Here is a 17,474-nt window from a genome sequence, read left to right as displayed (position 1 = left end):
ATAAGGACAAGGTTCAAAAAGTAAATTTTATCCATATTACCACAGCCTCCTAGCCGCGACAAGCTTCAAATTGTGAACTGCATTCCTTATGAACAGCAGCTCATCACTCGCGTGTTTCTTTGCAATTTCCGCAAAGTGTACTATAATTTTCTTTATGCTTATTATTTTATTACCTGGTCATGAAGGTTGCCTATATTGATTCAATGAAGGAGATTATTCTAATGAAAGAACCGCAGGAGCTGAAAGTCCTCGTAGTAACCGCGGTCTCCGCCGAAAGAGACGCCGTGCAGCGCGGGCTTGCCGATAACCCCCGGTTTGAGGTTATCGCCGCAGGTGTGGGGCCGGTGACGTCGGCCATCCGCACGACGAAAGCGCTGGCTGCCGCGCGCTACGATCTTGTCGTCGTCGCCGGCATCGCAGGCGGCTTCAGCGGTCGGGCGGACGTCGGCTCGCTCGTCGTAGCGAGCGATATCATCGCCGCCGACCTTGGCGCCGAGACGCCTGAGGGCTTCTCCACCCTGGACGAGCTCGGCTTCGGCTCGTCCAGGGTGCCCGTCGACGCCAGCCGGGCGAAGCGGCTGGCAGATGCGTTCGCCGCTGCGGGGATTCCTGCGCAGCTGGGGCCGGTGCTCACCCTGTCCACGGTGACAGGGTCCGCTGCTACGGCGGCCGCGCTAGCCGAGCGCGTGCCCGGAGCCGCTGCCGAAGCGATGGAAGGCTTCGGCGCAGCCAGCGCAGCCCAGGAATACGGCTTGCCCGTATTGGAGCTGCGCGCTATCTCGAACGCCGTTGGACCGAGAGATCGGTCGGCATGGCGTATCGGGGATGCTTTGGCCGCATTGGAAGCGGCCGGTACCGTACTACAGGAGGTATTGAAATGAAGATTGCCTTTTCACCTTGTCCTAATGACACGTTCGTCTTTCACGCTTGGGTTCACGGGCTGATTCCCGGCGCACCCGAGCTTGAGGTTACGTATGCCGATATCGACATCACGAACAACTGGGCAGCATCCGGCACCGGGCCGGAAGTGCTCAAAATCTCTTATGCCGCATTGCCATGGGTATTACAAGACTATGCGCTGCTGCCTTGCGGCGGTGCGCTGGGTCGCGGCTGCGGCCCGCTCGTCCTTACGTCGGGCCGTTTGACGGCAACGAGCGACCCTTCCGTGCTCAGCGGCCGCCGCGTTGCGGTGCCGAGCGAACGGTCCACCGCTTACCTGTTGTTCCGCCTTTGGGCTGCTCAGAACGTTCCGGGCGGAGTCGGCGAAATTGTCGTGATGCCTTTTCACGAAATTATGCCCGCCGTTCGCGACGGTATCATCGATGCAGGGCTTGTTATCCACGAAGCCCGCTTCACTTATCCTTCCTACGGGCTGACGCTGTTGGCCGATATGGGAAGCTGGTGGGAGAGCGACACCGGACTGCCGATCCCGCTCGGCGCCATTATCGCCCGCCGTTCCATGGATTTGGCCTCTCTGGCTGAATGGACTCGCGCATCCGTTGAGTATGCATGGGCACATCCGGAGCTATCGAGACCCTATGTGATGAGCCATGCTCAAGAGCTGTCTCCCGAGGTGGCGCAGGCGCACATTGATCTGTACGTGAACAAATTCACGGGGAATTTGGGTGAGGACGGCTATGCCGCTGTAACCGCACTGCTTCATCGCGCTTCACAGGAAGGCCTTGTTCCCGAGTTTGATCTCTCGCTGCTGCGGTCGTAATACCGCTGCTTAACGGCAAAAAGCCGACATTCCATTGCCAGTCAATCGGCATGGGATGTCGGTTTTTTTGCAATGGAGATCGACAATGCAGAACGATCCATTCCATATCGCCCCATGGAACTTGCTTGTAAGTCCCGCGCTTGCGTAATCTCTTTTCTCGAGAAAGGATCGATTCCGGATAACGGTTCATCCAGCAGCAACCTGGTTACGTTACACCGTCGTAACTCAGGTCCTCAAGAACATGTCGCTTATGCCCTTCCTCTGCTTACTTTCCCTTGCAGAACGCCGAGCAGCATATCCGCCAATAGGGCGAGCAGAGCCGCCGGGATTGCGCCGGCATAAAGCCTTGCCGGATTATCCATGTTAATGCCTGCATAAATTTCGCGGCCAAGTCCTTCGCCTCCCACCAGCGGAGCAATGGTAGCCACCCCGATAGCAATGACGGCAGCGACCCGGATTCCCGTGAAAATGAACGGCAGCGCAAGAGGCAGCTGTACCTTGAACAAGAGCTGCGACGTGCTCATTCCGACCCCTCTCCCCGCTTCCGTAATCGCCGGATTCACCTGGGTAAGTCCGACATAGGTGTTGCGGATAACAGGGAGCAGTGAATACAGGAACAGCCCTACGACAACGGTTGTAAAGCCGAGTCCGAACGCAATCATTAACAATACGAGCAAAGCCATGCTCGGAAATACTTGTATGATGTTGGCGAGCATCAAAATGAGGTTAGTGAGCTTGGGAACCCGCGCCGCTACAAGTCCCAACGGCACCCCAACCACCAAAGCCAGCAGTAAGCCAAGAATCACCATCAAGATATGCTGGTAAGCAAGCTCCAGTAAATACGTCCAGTTTTCTCCTACATATCGGAAAAATAACGCCAATAGTATCACCTCCGGAATCCAATTATTTGAGAAGACCGACCTTTTTCAAATACTCCTCCGCGACCTTTCTCTCATTCCGCTTATTGACGTCCACTTCGTAATTCAGCTCGATCATCGTGTTCACGTCGATTTTGCCTGTCAGCAGGTTCATGATTTCATTCAGCTCCGGATGCTTGGCGAGAATATCTTTGCGGATAACCGGCGAAGCATCGTACGGAGGGAAGAACTGCTTGTCGTCCTTCAACGACTTCAGGCTGTATTCCTTGATGCGCGGATCGGTGGAATAAGCGAGCACTATATCGACATTTTTACTCGCAACCGCCTTGTATACGAGCGCGACCTCCATCGGAAGCGTCTTGCCGAATGTGATGCCGTAGTGCTTCTGAAACGCCGGATAACCGTCGTTTTGCCTCTCAAGCCAGGTCGTATCGACGCCAAGCGTCATATTACCAGCCGTAGGTGCGACATCGGATATCGCATTCAAATTGTTTTGCTTCGCCACATCGTCCCTCACGGTAAAAGCATACGTATTCTCAAAGCCGTACGGATCGAGCCATTGCATGCCGAAATGCTTGTCAAACCCTTCCTTGGCCTGCTTCAGGACGCTGGCGCGATCTTTTGTCGGCTCAATCGGGAAATAGTTATCGAATATCATGCCCGTGTACAAAATCGCCATCTGCACGTCGTTGCTTTTCATCGCTTGCAGAACTACGGTACTAGAGGCCAAATCCGGAAGCACGTCGACCTTCAAATCCGTCCGGTCCTCAATGAGCAGCTTATGCATTTGCGCGAGGATTTTGGGCTCGGAATACGTTTGCGTGCCGATAATGATCTTATCACCGGTACCGCAGCCGCTTAACACGGCCGTCCAACCGATTGCAGCTGCCAGCAGCAAGCCCATTCGCCGTGTGCTCTTCATCAATGACCACCCCGGTTTCCGGTTGACGCCATAGCCGCTGGGTTTGCGCGTGCGGTCACCTTTTTCTCGGCAAGGTTCAGTAGAAAATCCGTAATTAATGCCAGCAATACGGCCAAAATGGCTCCTGTGAAAATGAGCTCCTTCTTATTCGTACCCATCCCGGCAAAAATAAGCTGGCCCAAGCCGCCGGCACCGATCAGCGTAGCCAAAGTCGCCCAGCTGATAATGTACACGGTGGTGACACGAATGCCCGACATAATGTAAGGCAAAGCCTGCGGCAGTTGAATTTGCAGCAGCGTCTGCTGCTTGCTGTACCCCATTCCTTTGGCTGCCTCGATCAAATTCGGGTCGACCGACTGGAACCCGGAATACGTGTTGCGCAGAATCGGCATCAACGAATACAGGAACAAAGCGAAGATGGCGGGAACCCTGCCAACGCCCAGTAAAGGGATCAGGATCGCGAGAAGAGCGAGGCTCGGGATCGTTTGCAAAATATTGGCGATAACAAATACCAGGCTGTTCACCACGCGTATGCGATTTCCCGCCAACCATATACCGACAGGGATGGCAATGATGGCTCCGATCAGTACCGAAACGAAAGAAATAATCAGATGCTCTTGAAGAGCACGCAGGATATCGGCCTGCCGGCCGGCTACAAATTCGAAGTATTCTCCGATCATACCGCTCCCCCGCCTTTCACTGCCTCAGGAACGGCATCATTAAGAGCTTCGACCGTCCGTTCTTCCGTGTTATGCGGCTCTGCTTCCACAGGAGTATATACTTCCGCCAAATGTCTTACGATGCTTCCTTTGGTTATCAGACCGGCAAAACGTCCCCCGCGAATAACCGGGACATAAGGAAGTGAATAATCATTCATCAGCGCTATCGCTGTTGCCAGCGGTGTTCCCGATTCAACCACATGCTCGAAAGGCTTCATTACATCCGCAAGCGTCGTGTTTTCTTCCCGGTAACGGTCCAGCACCCGGAATATCGTTGCAAAGCCTAGCAGCTTCGATTGACGGTCCACGACGATCAACGAATCGACCTTGCGCTTCTCCATCAGCTTAATGGCTTCCGCCATCCCTCGGGTAGGGAATGCCGTTACCGCGTTCTCGTTCATGACATCGTCCACGGTTAACAGTTCACCCGGCGACTCTGTTTGCAGTCGTTTCTCGCCGATGAAGCTCTTCACGAAATCGTTGGCAGGGTGGCGCAATATTTGCTCCGGCCGCCCCATTTGTACGACTTCGCCATCTTTCATCAATACGATGGTGTCCGCTATTTTCAACGCTTCATCCATATCGTGCGTGACGAAAACTATCGTCTGCTTCAATTCCTGCTGCAGCCTTACTAGCTCCTCCTGCAGCTGCTCTCGGCTGATCGGATCCAATGCGCTGAAGGGCTCATCGAGCAAAATAATTTCCGGATTCGCCGCCAGCGCGCGAATGATGCCGATCCGCTGCTGCTGCCCTCCGCTCAGCTCTGCAGGATAGCGGTTACGGTACGTGTCCGGTTCCAGGTTAACCAGCCTCAGCAGCTCATCTATTCTGCTATCGATGCGAGCCTTATCCCAATGAAGCAGCCGAGGCACTACGGCCACATTGGCTGCAATCGTCATGTGCGGGAACAAGCCGATGTTCTGAATGACATAACCGATGCTGCGCCTTAGCTCGACCGGGTCTATCTGGGATAAATCCTTGCCGCGGATGGATACCTTGCCCGAGCTCGGATTGTTCAGCCGGTTGATCAGCTTCATTAAGGTCGTTTTCCCGCAGCCGCTCGGTCCGATCAGGACGGTGAGCTCCCCTTCCTTGAATTCAAGATCGATGTTCTTGAGTGCTACATAGCCATCTTCATACGTCTTTTTGACATTTTCGAATCGTATCAATCGTCCCAACTCCTTTATATTTTTATGGTTTACCCCAATTTCCATTAATTGAATCATTTATTTGCAACGTTCCTTTATTACTTGAGAAAATATGCACAATAGCTGAAGCTGTGTCCGATCGATCACTGGATCTTGCTTCCCTCCACGGAATACAAAAAAGACCTCATGGTCTGAGGTCTTTCAATCGTTTGGTCCAGAAGCCGCCGCGGAAGGTGCGCGGCTCATAGGAGATAACGAACGCTTTAGGAGCAAGCTCCGTGATTTGCTGCATCAGCCGCTTCTCCTGATTTCTCCGGGTCAGCACCTGCATGACCAGCCGCGGACCATCTCTTCCTTCCGCTGTCCAGCTCGTGACGCCATAGCCTTTTTCTCGTAAGGTCATTGGAATTTTCGTCGATTCATAATCGACTACAATCTGCAATATGGAGTAGCCGAGCGCGATCCATTCTTCAATCATGATGCCAAGCCAGACGCCCGCACCCCACCCGACGCAGTAAGCGGCCAAATTCAATGGATCATCGATGTTGCTCAACACGATATTTAACGCCATTAAATACACAAACACTTCGAACATGCTGATGAAGGATGCCAAAATCCGCCTTGCTTTCATAACAAGAATAATCCGTATCGTAAATAGCGAGACGTACACAATGTTCATGACGATGATCGTAATTATGGTTTCCGCAACTTTCATCCTTATCGCCTCTTTCTAGCTGTAGTTTGTATGCCATGGCTTGGCTTTATTCTAACTCATTCGCTTCTTCTTTCCAAATTCAGGATTCTGCACACGACAAAAAACCATCCGGAATCGGTTCCGAATGGTTCAAGTTTCGAGCCGTACAGCCATATCGACTCCCTACTCTAGATTGGCATGTCTGCCGTACATCGCAGATGAGCTTAGCCCGCGCTTGGCCATTAGCCCTAGAATAACCGCATCGTAGAACAATAACAATGTCTGTTCATACAGCGAGCCCATCGGCTGTATGGTCTCCACGCCGCTTCCGGCCGATTGGTCTTTAGTTACCCCTGGCAGAGTAACTACAACATCCGATTTTCGACCTAGGGTTGATTCAGCGTTTATGGTGACCAGCGCCACTTGAGCATTCAAGCTCTTGGCTTTATCCGCCATCGATACCAGACTCTTCGTCTCCCCTGAACCGGAACCGATGATCAGCAGGTCGCCTTCTCGCATTCCCGGTGTTACCGTCTCCCCTACCACATAGCATGTAATCCCCAAGTGCATTAACCGCATGGCGAAAGCACGCCCCATCAGCCCGGATCGTCCTGCTCCGGCCACATAGACGTGGGCGGCTTCTGCAATAGCATTCTCCAGCTTGTCGGTCTGCGCATGGGCTATATACTGTACCGATTGCTGCAGCTCGCGAGCAATAGCTTCTGCATAATGATTCGTCGGCATGGGGTTAGCCTGCCTTGATCATTTTTTGCATTTCTGCTGCTACCGCTCGTTTGTCCTGCTGCCCGGTAATTCCACCGCCCACAATAACCAGATCCGGCTGTGCCTTGATAACCTCCGGCAATGTGCCTAGCTTGATGCCTCCGGCAATCGCGGTTTTAGCATTTTTGACCACCCGCTTGATCGTAAGCAGCTCATCGAAGGAGTTTTTGCCAACGGCTTGAAGGTCGTATCCGGTATGCACGCATATATAATCTACTCCCAACGCATCGATCTCTTGTGCGCGCTGCTCGATATTTTTTACATTGATCATGTCGACCATAATTTTCTTATTTTGTTTGCGCGCTTCTTCAACGGCACCTTTAATCGTCATATCGTCGGTTGCGCCGAGCACGGTGATAATATCCGCTCCGGCTTCGGAAGCTTTCATAATTTCATAGCCACCCGCATCCATAATTTTCAGATCGGCCAGTACTTTCAAGGAAGGAAAGGCTTCCTTCAATTCTTTGACCGCACGCAATCCTTCGTTAATGACAACCGGTGTGCCGATTTCAACTATATCGATATATTCCGCTACTTCCTTGACCAATTCCTTCGCCTGAGGAATATCCACAAGATCCAATGCCAGCTGTAATTCCATTATTTGCTCACTCCCAAGATTTGATTTCGATCACAAGCACATTGTAGCCCGGCTGAAAAAATTTAGGAAGAAGGCACTTTCAAGTGGGGTAGGCACTTCCACGAAACCAATCGAGCCGATCTCGGGGTACAAAAAAACGACGTCGTCTGAAGAAAAGCTTCAGATTCAACGCCGTTTGTTCCATGCTATTATGGCTTGGCAGGAGCGATCAGCTCAAACCGTTTATTATCATTGACTGTAATCGGCTCGACTCCATCGGTCGAATTAACCCATCCTCGTGCCAATAAAGATACTTGGCCTGAATTGACTTTGATCTTGCCTAAATAGATCCGCTCGCCGCATGTTTTATGATTGCCGAAATTAATATGGTACAGCTGTGTTCCGTTCGCCGCGATAGTCGTGGGCTTCCCGGGAACGATCGTCGATCCGATATCCCGATAAGACGTCCCTTCCTCTGTGAACGAGGTTCCGTCCTGCTTGTAAAAGAACAGAGTTACATTCGCGGCTTCATCCGATGCGTTGGACAATTGAAACGAAACGTCCAAGTCGTCTTCCTGGCTGCAGTAATTGTTCATTGGCAGCTGAAACGCCATCTCGCTTGGCAGCGCCAGCTGCGGCCGTTCGGCAGGTGCCGGCTCGTTAGCAATGGCGGGGATGATCAGTACAAAGCTGAGCGCCACAGCGGCTGGTAACATCGCGGTTTTCCATGAGATAGTCATAAATCCGGTCTCCTCTACTCTCGTAAACTGTCATTTTAACTCTACTGGATAACTATCCCGCTTGTCCAGTTCCGCAGGACCTACGAGGATAATCCGGGTTCATGCCGGTAAACCCCGTTCAGCGGGCTACACGGTCCATCGGACAGCAAAAAGCAGGCTGCAATACGCAGCCTGCCCTCTTACCGCCAGATCGTTACTCCGGCTGCATAGGCAAAGATTCAAAGTCGGGGACATCCACCAAATACAAGTTGCCATAGCCGGTCATGTCGCTGGTAAACAACACCTTGCTGCCGTCAGGGCTAAATCTCGGATGAACGTGCAGCTTCTGCGCCTGAAAGCTTCCGCGGTGTCTGCACAAAATACGAGGACCTTCCATCGTGCCGTCTTCTCTGCGTTTCCACAGACAGACGGTGTCCTGATACTGTGCGCCGTGATAAGCGCTTGTTTGCTGTCCATCGCCCACAATCAGGCTGGCATCATTGGAATGGACGTGCATATTTTGAAAAGGAAACGCGCTCTCGGCTTTGTCCGTATTGTCATACTTAATCGAGCCGATGAACTTGCCGTCTTTATTGTGAAGCGACTCCGTATAGCCATGGTAGCCGATGGTCACGCCGTCTTCATGCCAGTACTCATGTCCTACGAACACGTTGTCTTCGGAAGGACGAATTTTCCAATGCTCTCCGGTCTCCATATTGAGACACCAAATCCGATGGTCCACCAGATCCCACGGACCTTCATGACAGAAGCTCAGCAGATGCGGCTGCGTCGGCGAAGTATTGACATGGCCGATCCATACCTTATCCTCATGGATGACTTGAGACTCTCCTCCTGCGGTAGGAATCTTCACGATCTTGCAATGAGGCTTCGCTCTCGCCGTCTCCTCGAACCCGATATATCCCGCACCAAGAGAAGTAGGGATCCGGTCAGACAAGTCTTCCTTCACGCAAGTGCACAGCCAGACTCCATCCGACGTGCTGCTCAGATTGCCTAAGAGAAACCCTTCCGGCGCTTGATACAGCACCTTTTCCTCCAGCGTTTGCAGATGAATCGCTATGATTTGTTTGCCTTTGGAGAAATAAGCTTCCAATCCGTTGGCGTTAATAAACGCTTGCTGGATTCCAACACCTGCATCCTGCGTGTAATCCGTCAATTGAGTAATTTCCCCTGAATTCAAATCCAGGCTGAATAAATTCGTGCTGTTGTTGCGGTCCGAGCCGAACAGCAGCTTGCTGCCATTAGCATACCAGCCGTTGTTAGTGAAATAAAGGTGAAAGCTATGCGCCAAATAATTGGTCAGTTGACGCATCGGAATTCCTGTAATCAGGTCTTTCGTCGTTTTCCATTCTGCAGGCCAAACCTTTCCTTTACCAGAAGAACTCATCTTAGCCACCCCTTCAATCCGTCTAGATTCCTCGATAAGCGTACCGGATAAAGGGATTGCGGACAATCTCACTTTTTTGAAAACGGCCTGATTGCGGCTAGCACTTTATTTCCCGTCTTGCACTTTTTTGAAAAGGCTTGTCACACAGCGGATATCCGTTAGAAATAACGGTACCTGATCTGTAAAACGATGTTTTTGACTACATTTTCGGCTTTGCCAAGCATTGTTGTTTGCTTGTTGATTTTATCGACGAGCCCTTGTCCGGTTAAAGTCGGCACTCCGGCCGTAACTCGCTTGACAAGAACATCGCCTGGATTGTTCAGTCCATAATCACCGGTATAGTAATAATGGATTCCCGCTTTATTCCCGATATCGATTAGCGACTGGGTATACCGGCCGTGGGGCAGGCACAGGACGGATAGCTTATTGCCCAGCTGCTGTCGGAGAATCGTTTCTGCTTGCGTCAAATCGTTCAGCACTCTGCTGCTGTATTCCTCTTCGGTCTCCATGCGGCCTAACGCATCCGACCAGTTAGGGTGAGTTAACGGAGACAGCTGTTTGCCCTTAGCATCCACACCGAATCCATGGGCATCATACGTATGAGAATAAAAATCAAAGCCGTCCTTCGCCATCTGCTTGACTTCATCCCAGGTCATGAACGGCGTTTCCGCCGACCGGTCTCCTACGGATTTTACAATGAGAAAGTTGGTGGCGGGCATCCCCTGCTTCTTAAGCTCAGGATAAGCATAACGGTAGTACGATTCGTAACCGTCGTCGAACGTAATGACTACGGCGTTCGGCGGAACCGGCTTGCCGTCCTTCAGGAAGGCTACGAATTGCTCCGTGGTGATAACGTTGAACTGATTCGCCTTCAAAGCCTCGAGATGGTCCCTTAACCTCTCCGGAGAGATTGTGTACTCTGATTCCACCGTATCGACATGATGATAGGTCAATACGGCAACCTGATTGCGGAAACCGGTTGACCTGCTGTCCACCGCCAACCATACCCCGATACAAATAATGACTGCAAGACTGATTAGGATGATTCTTTTACGCATAATAGCTCCTTTAATATGTATCTGTTCCCGAGCGAACTCGATTCAGCGATAGAGGCTGCAGTGCCTCGCATTCCTATGTGGAATCATACCAGATTTGCATGCGTTAGGAAACTTCCGCCCCAGCTGCGGACGCCATTTCCCTGTGCAAGTGATGTCAGACATTCAATCATTTGTCACAACCAGGTAAACCGGCCGGGATCATCTAACTACTTACGATGCTCCATTGCTTCTGGTTTCGCCATTTCGCCAAATGAACATCTATTGCAGCCCTTCCGCAAGGGACGCGCCGCTGGTTCTTCATTTCCTGCAGGATTCGTGATATCATTAGAACCAAATTTCGTTTGCAGGCAGGTGCAGCCTTGAAGAACATCATCTGGATTTCCCTGTTGTTCCCACTCCCTTTCGCCATCATCTTTTATATGAATTCCCGCGATGGGGTCGAGTGCGCCATTTATTACCTTCTGTTCGTGCTCATCCTGCTGATCTCTTTGTACCTGCATAGACGGAAACCGAGAAGCGATAAAGATTACGACGATTATATGATATAGTATCGAACGGCAAAAAAACCAGTCTGCACCGGCATCGGAGCAGACTGGTTTTTTCATGCTTTTACCGCTTATTTCTTCTTGCTTTCGGCATAGGCGTCATTCATTTCCTTAATATATTCCGTACCGCCGTTTTTCTTCCATAGCTCCATCTCCGCCTTGAAGCCGGCCTCGTCGATTTTGCCGACGATGAACTTGATTCTCGCGTCCTCGACCTGCTGATCGAGCTGAGCGCCTTTTTGCGTATAAGTTGCAGAGATTAACGGCTCACCCGGATTCGCCAGCGCAATCTTTTCGTTGGCTGCCTTCACCACATTCGCTTTCTCCCTCAGAGGAGTACCGGCTTTGAAGGCAGTATCCAGCACGTTAGGCACGCCGACCAGCAGCTGGTTGAGGCTCTTGATGTTAATATCCGGCGCTTGCGGCATGTCGGAGGACAAGATCGTAACGAGCTTGCCGTCCTCCACCTTATAATGCGTGCCTTCGAGTCCGTATGAGATTAAGATCTGGTATTCTTTATCGTCGATTTTATCGAAGAAATTAAGCACTTTGCGCAGCTCGGCTTCCGACTTCACCGCGGTCTTGGAAATGAGGAAGATACCGCCGTAGCCTGTCGTCGCAGGGGTAACGGGTCCCTTAGGTCCATTGATTGCGCCGATGATGTCCATCTCGCCCTTCACATTGCCCGACTTCATTTTCTCATCGATTTGATAAGAACGGTCCACGACGTCGACGGCTACCCCCGCTTGATTGTTAATGATCGGATCGTTCCATTTGGCCGAATCGTATACGGCGAAGTCCTGGTTGACCAGCTTTTCGTCATACAGCTTTTTGAAATATTTCAGCGCATCCATATACTCCGCGGTCAAATGAGCGGGAACGAGCTTGCCGTCCTTGTCTACACCCCATTTGTTCGGAGCGCCGAACCACGTTTGCATAATATCCCAAGGGCCGGAATATTTGGTTACTACCATGCCGTACGTATCGTCTTTGCCGTTTTTGTCCGGGTCCTTCTCCTTGAATGCTTTGAGCATGTTATAAAAATCTTCCGGTGTTTTCGGCTCAGCCAGCCCGACACTTTGCAGCCAATCCTTACGGTACGAAATCGCGAAGCGGCCTAACGGTCTTGCCGTGTACAAGCCGTACGTTTTTCCGTTCACCGAGGTGTTGTTCAATATGGTCGTATTCATTTGGCGCAAGTTCGGATAGTCCTTCAAGTAAGGTCCGATTTCCCAGAACGCCCCGCCTTTAATGGCATTAACGATCGAAGGCAGCTTGGCGTTGGCAGTGAAAATAACGGAAGGCATGGAACCGGAAGCAAGCGTAATGTTCAGCTTGTCGTTATAAGCCGCGTCCGGCGTAAACAACACTTCCATCTTCGTATTCGTGTACTCTTCTACTTTTTTCCAAATTTTACTTTCCGCTGTAATCGCGTCATTCTGGAAGCTTTTCATCATGATCGAAATTTTGTATGGAGCTTCTTTGGCCGGAGTGCCGCCTTCCGCCGGTGCTGCCGGCTTCGTTTCCGAGCTGCAGCCTGCAAATATACTCGCTAGCAGGGCGATGCTAACAGCTGCTGCCGCCGTTCTTTTAGACATTTTGACATTCCATCTCATGTTTGTTCCTCCCTTTTCTTGTCACAGAAATGAACAACTTGTATGATACGCAGGCGGCTTACCGCTTCTGACGGGGATAAGCACCGGCTATTATCAACCTGAATCAATAGAGTAGCAGCGTCCTTAGCCCTTTACGGCGCCGAGCAGCACCCCTTTGGCAAAATGCTTTTGCAGGAACGGGTAGACGAGCAGTATTGGCAGCGTCCCTACGACGATGACGGCCATTTTGATGGACTGGTCCGGCGGCTTGACGTATTCGGGGTCCATCGTCGACATGTCGAGCGACCCGGAGGCGAGCAGGATCAGCTGGCGCAGCAGCACCTGCATGGGCCATTTTTTGGCATCGCTAATGTAGAGCAGCGCGTTAAAGAAATCGTTCCAGTGACCGACCGCGTAAAATAGCGCAAACGTTGCGATGACCGGCTTGGATAACGGCAGGACGATACGCCAAAGAACGCCAAGGTCGGTGCAGCCGTCGATTCTCGACGATTCGATCAGCTCGTTCGGAATGTCTTGAAAGAACGATTTGATAACAATCAAATTGAATGCGCTGATCGCCGTTGGAATCATGACGGACATATAGGAATTGAGCAGTCCCATGCTCTTCACAACGAGGAACGTCGGAATGATGCCGCCGCTGAACAGCATGGAGAAGACCACCATGTTCATGACAATATTGCGTCCGACCATATTGCGCCGGGATAATGCATAGGCCATCGTGAACGTGAAGAACAGATTGACCAGCGTACCGGCTATGGTGACGAACACCGATACAAGCAAGCTGCGCGGCAGCGCGTTGTCTTTAAACACGTACTCATAAGCGTTCAACGTGACCGTCTTCGGAATGAGGAAGAACGCGCGGTTGCTCAGCTCAATCTCGGTAGCGAACGAGCCGGCCACGATATACATGATCGGCAGAATCATGCTAAGGGCCACCAGGCCAAGGAACGTGTAGTTGGCAACGTCGAAAATTTTACCGCCTAACGTGTTATGTCTCACGGCTGAAGCCTCCTTCGGTCTAAAATATGCCGGAATGTCCGGCTCTCTTGGCCAAATAGTTGGATGACAGCACGAGGATGATCCCGATCACCGCTTTGAACAAACCGACCGCCGTGCTGTAGCTGAATGCGCCTTGCGTAATCCCGATCGTGTAGACGTACGTATCGAACACCTCGGCAACATTGCGGTTAAGAGCATTGCTCATCAGCAATACTTGCTCGAACCCGCGGTCCAGGAAGTTGCCCATGCGCAAGATAAGCAGGACAATAATCGTTCCTCGGATGGCCGGAAGCGTAATGTGCCACAGCTGGCGAAACCGGCTCGCACCGTCCACGATGGCTGCTTCATACTGCTCCTGATCTACACCGGCCAGCGCGGCGAGGAATATAATCGTTCCCCAGCCCATTTCCTTCCACAGGCTCTGGGTAATGATTAGCGGCCTGAACCAGTCCTCACTGGTTAGGAATTCGATTTTGCGGCCGATAGCCTGGCCGAGCAGCTCGTTAATGATGCCCCCTTCGGTAGTCAGCATCAAATACGTAATACTTGCGACGATAACCATAGAAATAAAATGCGGGATGTAAATCATTGTTTGAATGAATCGTTTGTAGATCGAAATGCGGACTTCGTTGAGCAGCAAAGCCAGAATGATTGGAGCAGGGAAGAAAAATACCATGTCATACAAACCGAGGAGCAGCGTGTTCTTCATTAACCGGAAAAAAATCGGGTCCCCGAAAAATTGCCGGAAATTATCGAAGCCGACCCACTCGCTCTGGAAAAATCCGAGAAACGGCTGATAATTTTTGAACGCCAGCAGCACTCCCCACATAGGGACATACTTGAAAATAATGAAGTAGGCCAAACCGGGCAGCAGAAGCATCAGCAAATATTTATCCTGCAGAATTCGTTTCATTAACGTGTTCTTTTTGCGAGCTGCGCTTGCGGAAACGTCCGTAGGGAGCTGTTCTGCACGCGATACTTTGTCCATTCCTCTCACTCCTTTTTCTCGATCTATGCCTCTTGTCGCAGCATTTTGTAACCGCTTACTAAACCCAACATATACGCCGCCTTATTTTCCGGCAACCACACTTTTTTGGAAGCGCTTTTTCGGGCTCTAGTACTTTTTTAATAGGCTTAATACTTTTTTGAAACCGTTGTCCCGTCTGGGTTTAGAAGCGTTTTCGCCTCACTGGCGGACCTTCCCGACTATCGACAACTCAAGCCTTTCCTCTCCCCGAAATAACGCAAAAAAAGCCGATGCCTGTAATAAGACATCGACTTGAAACGTTATTTCCCGCATGCAGATGCTGCATGTTAAATGCGGTGCATATCCCGATATTGACTCGGGGTAAATCCCGTATGCTTTTTGAATATGCGATTGAAGTAACTGTGCTGATAACCAACCTGTACCGCGATATCGTTGATTTTATGCTCGGTGTCGCGAAGCAGCTCCTTCGCTTTATCCATGCGCAGCTCCGTCAAATAGTCGATAAAATTAATACCGGTCACCTGCTTAAACGCCTTGCTTAATGCGACGGCATTCATTCCGGTATAATCCGCGCATGTGTCCAAAGAAATTTCCTGCATGTAGCGCTGCTGCAAATAGATTTTGGCGGTTTCCACGACCTTTTTCAATTGAACGTCCGATCTTGCCTCCAATTCGCGGACAAAGGGGCGGATGATCTTGTGGCTGAACCAGCCAAGCATCTTGTCGGGCTCCCGTAAGCTCGTGAACTGCTCATACATATTGGCGGTCCCGAACAACTGATTCGGATCCATTCCGAGCTGTCTTATAGCGTGGAAAATACTGAACAGCAGCTGCAGCATCGACTGCTGAACCTCCATCTCCTTGGCTCCCCGCTCCAGAAGTGCATCAAGAAATGAGGTGATGAGCGCTTCAGCTTCAGGCTGCTGACCGGTACGAATCGCTTGGACAATCTCCCTCTCCAGCGCAAACGGGTACCGCTGCTCGTTTGTTTCCTTTGCCGTATCGATCGATTCGAGATCCATAATTTGATTTTCGCTCACGAAATTACGGTAGCCCGAGGCTTGCTTCGCTTCCTCATAGAAGGAAGGGATTTGATCGATCGCGGTGGCGGGCTTGCTAATAATAATCGACACTTGAAGCTTTAATATTTTATTAATGCCATTAACAATATCGCTGCTAAGCTCATAAAGTGCCTCTTTATACTCCTCCTCAGACGGCAGCATGATCAGCAATCCTAAGGATAAATCGTGAAAATTGATGACATCTGCTTGGGACAAGCGGCTGCTTGACAGCTCTTCCACCATATTCGCGGCGGCAAAGGTGATCAAGCCCTCGTCCCCCTGAGTAAAACGCCCCTCCAGGTTCGCCAAGCCGGTTAATTGAACGTGCATAACGATAAACTGTTTCCCGTCCACTTCCCAGCCGTAACCGCGCATTCTCTCGCGCAAATCCTCCTCGGAGTAAGAATACAGGAAGCCCTGAATCAACTGCAGCAAAAATCCTTCTCTGACATGTGCCAGCTGCTCCTCGAGCTTCGACTGCAGCAGGTTGCTTTCCCGTGATAGATGCACCCATTGCTTCTCGATTAACGTAAATTCATCGTGATGCTCGGCCGCTGAATTCGTAATTGTTTGATGTCCGTTCAACAGTGCGACAAGCCGGCGTACCGGCGAATAAATTTTCCGGGAAGCATACCAGGATAAGATCAGAGCTAACAGCAGCGCTGCCGCGCTGGCCGACAAGATCAGCTTGGACACAAAATCGACCGGCTTCGTTATCGCGCTGATCGGTGATGCCGAAACGTACATCCACTCCGTCCCTATGCGCTGAAGCGTCCCATATGAAACCGTATACATATTCTTGTTGTAATCGAACAGGAAGGAGCCTTCCCTTCCGCCTCTACTTACGACTTCCTGCTTTAGGATTTCGTTGAAGGATGCCGAATCCGGGCTTTTGGAGCTGGTCAGCAGCATGGTCCCGCCGCTTTGCATAAGGAACGTTTCCCCGACATTATACGGCGTTAACGTTGTTAACAGATTCGCCGCCTTGTCTTCGTTGATTCGGACAATGACAGCACCGAACGGGTGGGTATCGACTCCGGGAATTTTGTGGACCAGCGCAAGGCTTTGCTCTTGCAGATCCGTAGGATCCGCGGCCAGCTGCATCCAGAACGCCATATTGTCATGTGTGAAGATGTCCTGATACATCGCCTCCACCGCTTTATCGGTTACCGCATCATACTCGGGATGGAAGCGCGTTGACTGCGGACCGCTTAAATACAGCTCGACATTTTTGGCTAACGGCGTTGAGCCCTGCATGACATTCAGCGTCTTCGTAATATCGCGGGCAATTTCAAAGTCCCGGTAAAACAACGTTTCGTACAGGTTGCTGTTGAACTTCGGATCAAACGCCCAATGAGCCAATGACGTCTCCATATAAGCGAATTGATCGTCGACGTTGGACGCTCTCTGCACGATCTGGCTCTTGTGCAGCTGGAGCAGCGCTTGTTCCAGCCATCCGCCGGCGATCCCGTAGATGACTCCTCCGACGATCAGACCGGGAATGCTTGAAATGACCAGAATTAAAGCAAGGCTGTTGCGAAAATATTTCCCTCTTAGCATAGCTGCCTCCCTTAACGGAACGATCCTACTGTGCCCTATTATTGCTGCTGCACCTGTATGTAGATATAGTTCTACCCCGGAC

At 51.1% G+C, this 17,474-nt stretch carries 17 protein-coding genes; 2 read left to right on the top strand and 15 right to left on the bottom strand.

What is annotated here, in order from left to right:
• The first annotated feature begins 203 nt into the window (after positions 1-203).
• A complete protein-coding gene (locus tag ACFQ88_RS04085) occupies positions 204-881 on the top strand; it encodes a futalosine hydrolase (RefSeq protein WP_379453566.1) in 678 nt (225 codons plus the stop codon).
• Entirely contained in the window at positions 878-1,720 is an 843-nt protein-coding gene (locus ACFQ88_RS04080; protein ID WP_239635148.1) for a 1,4-dihydroxy-6-naphtoate synthase, read from the top strand. Before ACFQ88_RS04085 ends, ACFQ88_RS04080 begins: the two co-directional genes overlap by 4 nt.
• 248 nt (positions 1,721-1,968) lie before the next feature.
• Here ACFQ88_RS04080 and ACFQ88_RS04075 read toward each other — a convergent pair whose 3' ends face one another.
• From ACFQ88_RS04075 to ACFQ88_RS04005, 15 genes are all read right to left on the bottom strand, one after another.
• Positions 1,969-2,601: an ABC transporter permease gene (locus tag ACFQ88_RS04075; protein ID WP_239635147.1), complete on the bottom strand. Its 633-nt coding sequence runs from the start codon at positions 2,599-2,601 to the stop codon at positions 1,969-1,971.
• Positions 2,602-2,623: 22 nt separating this feature from the next.
• Positions 2,624-3,520: a glycine betaine ABC transporter substrate-binding protein gene (locus ACFQ88_RS04070; protein WP_379452196.1), complete on the bottom strand. Its 897-nt coding sequence runs from the start codon at positions 3,518-3,520 to the stop codon at positions 2,624-2,626.
• Entirely contained in the window at positions 3,520-4,200 is a 681-nt protein-coding gene (locus ACFQ88_RS04065) for an ABC transporter permease (protein ID WP_239635145.1), read from the bottom strand. The genes ACFQ88_RS04070 and ACFQ88_RS04065 overlap by 1 nt, the downstream gene beginning before the upstream one ends.
• A complete protein-coding gene (locus ACFQ88_RS04060) occupies positions 4,197-5,408 on the bottom strand; it encodes an ABC transporter ATP-binding protein (protein WP_239635144.1) in 1,212 nt (403 codons plus the stop codon). Before ACFQ88_RS04060 ends, ACFQ88_RS04065 begins: the two co-directional genes overlap by 4 nt.
• Before the next feature lie 163 nt (positions 5,409-5,571).
• Positions 5,572-6,102, bottom strand: coding sequence for a DUF2179 domain-containing protein (locus tag ACFQ88_RS04055; protein WP_239635143.1), 531 nt, complete (start codon positions 6,100-6,102; stop codon positions 5,572-5,574).
• 162 nt (positions 6,103-6,264) lie between these two features.
• Positions 6,265-6,825, bottom strand: coding sequence for a 6-phospho-3-hexuloisomerase (gene hxlB / locus ACFQ88_RS04050; RefSeq protein ID WP_379452192.1), 561 nt, complete (start codon positions 6,823-6,825; stop codon positions 6,265-6,267).
• 4 nt (positions 6,826-6,829) lie between these two features.
• On the bottom strand, positions 6,830-7,462 hold the full coding sequence (gene hxlA / locus ACFQ88_RS04045; protein ID WP_379452190.1) for a 3-hexulose-6-phosphate synthase: 633 nt from the start codon (positions 7,460-7,462) through the stop codon (positions 6,830-6,832).
• A gap of 188 nt (positions 7,463-7,650) precedes the next feature.
• Positions 7,651-8,181 (bottom strand): hypothetical protein, encoded by a 531-nt coding sequence (locus ACFQ88_RS04040; protein WP_379452188.1) that lies wholly within the window; start codon positions 8,179-8,181, stop codon positions 7,651-7,653.
• 193 nt (positions 8,182-8,374) lie between these two features.
• Positions 8,375-9,565: an oligogalacturonate lyase family protein gene (locus ACFQ88_RS04035; protein WP_379452186.1), complete on the bottom strand. Its 1,191-nt coding sequence runs from the start codon at positions 9,563-9,565 to the stop codon at positions 8,375-8,377.
• A gap of 158 nt (positions 9,566-9,723) precedes the next feature.
• The gene (locus ACFQ88_RS04030; RefSeq protein ID WP_379452184.1) at positions 9,724-10,623 is read right to left on the bottom strand and encodes a polysaccharide deacetylase family protein; all 900 of its coding nucleotides are present in this window, start codon (positions 10,621-10,623) and stop codon (positions 9,724-9,726) included.
• 206 nt (positions 10,624-10,829) lie between these two features.
• Positions 10,830-11,228 (bottom strand): hypothetical protein, encoded by a 399-nt coding sequence (locus tag ACFQ88_RS04025; protein WP_379452182.1) that lies wholly within the window; start codon positions 11,226-11,228, stop codon positions 10,830-10,832.
• An 11-nt stretch (positions 11,229-11,239) separates the two neighbouring features.
• On the bottom strand, positions 11,240-12,784 hold the full coding sequence (locus ACFQ88_RS04020; protein ID WP_379452180.1) for an extracellular solute-binding protein: 1,545 nt from the start codon (positions 12,782-12,784) through the stop codon (positions 11,240-11,242).
• A 123-nt stretch (positions 12,785-12,907) separates the two neighbouring features.
• Positions 12,908-13,783 (bottom strand): carbohydrate ABC transporter permease, encoded by an 876-nt coding sequence (locus ACFQ88_RS04015; protein ID WP_379452178.1) that lies wholly within the window; start codon positions 13,781-13,783, stop codon positions 12,908-12,910.
• Between the two features lie 19 nt (positions 13,784-13,802).
• A complete protein-coding gene (locus tag ACFQ88_RS04010) occupies positions 13,803-14,696 on the bottom strand; it encodes an ABC transporter permease (protein ID WP_275590485.1) in 894 nt (297 codons plus the stop codon).
• Positions 14,697-15,097: 401 nt separating this feature from the next.
• Positions 15,098-17,392, bottom strand: coding sequence for a helix-turn-helix domain-containing protein (locus tag ACFQ88_RS04005; RefSeq protein ID WP_379452176.1), 2,295 nt, complete (start codon positions 17,390-17,392; stop codon positions 15,098-15,100).
• Between the last annotated feature and the right edge of the window lie 82 nt (positions 17,393-17,474).

Origin of the sequence: Paenibacillus sp. NPDC056579, from assembly GCF_042793215.1 — a bacterium.
Lineage (GTDB): Bacteria > Bacillota > Bacilli > Paenibacillales > NBRC-103111 > Paenibacillus_S.
This window is presented reverse-complemented; position numbering and strand designations above follow the sequence as displayed.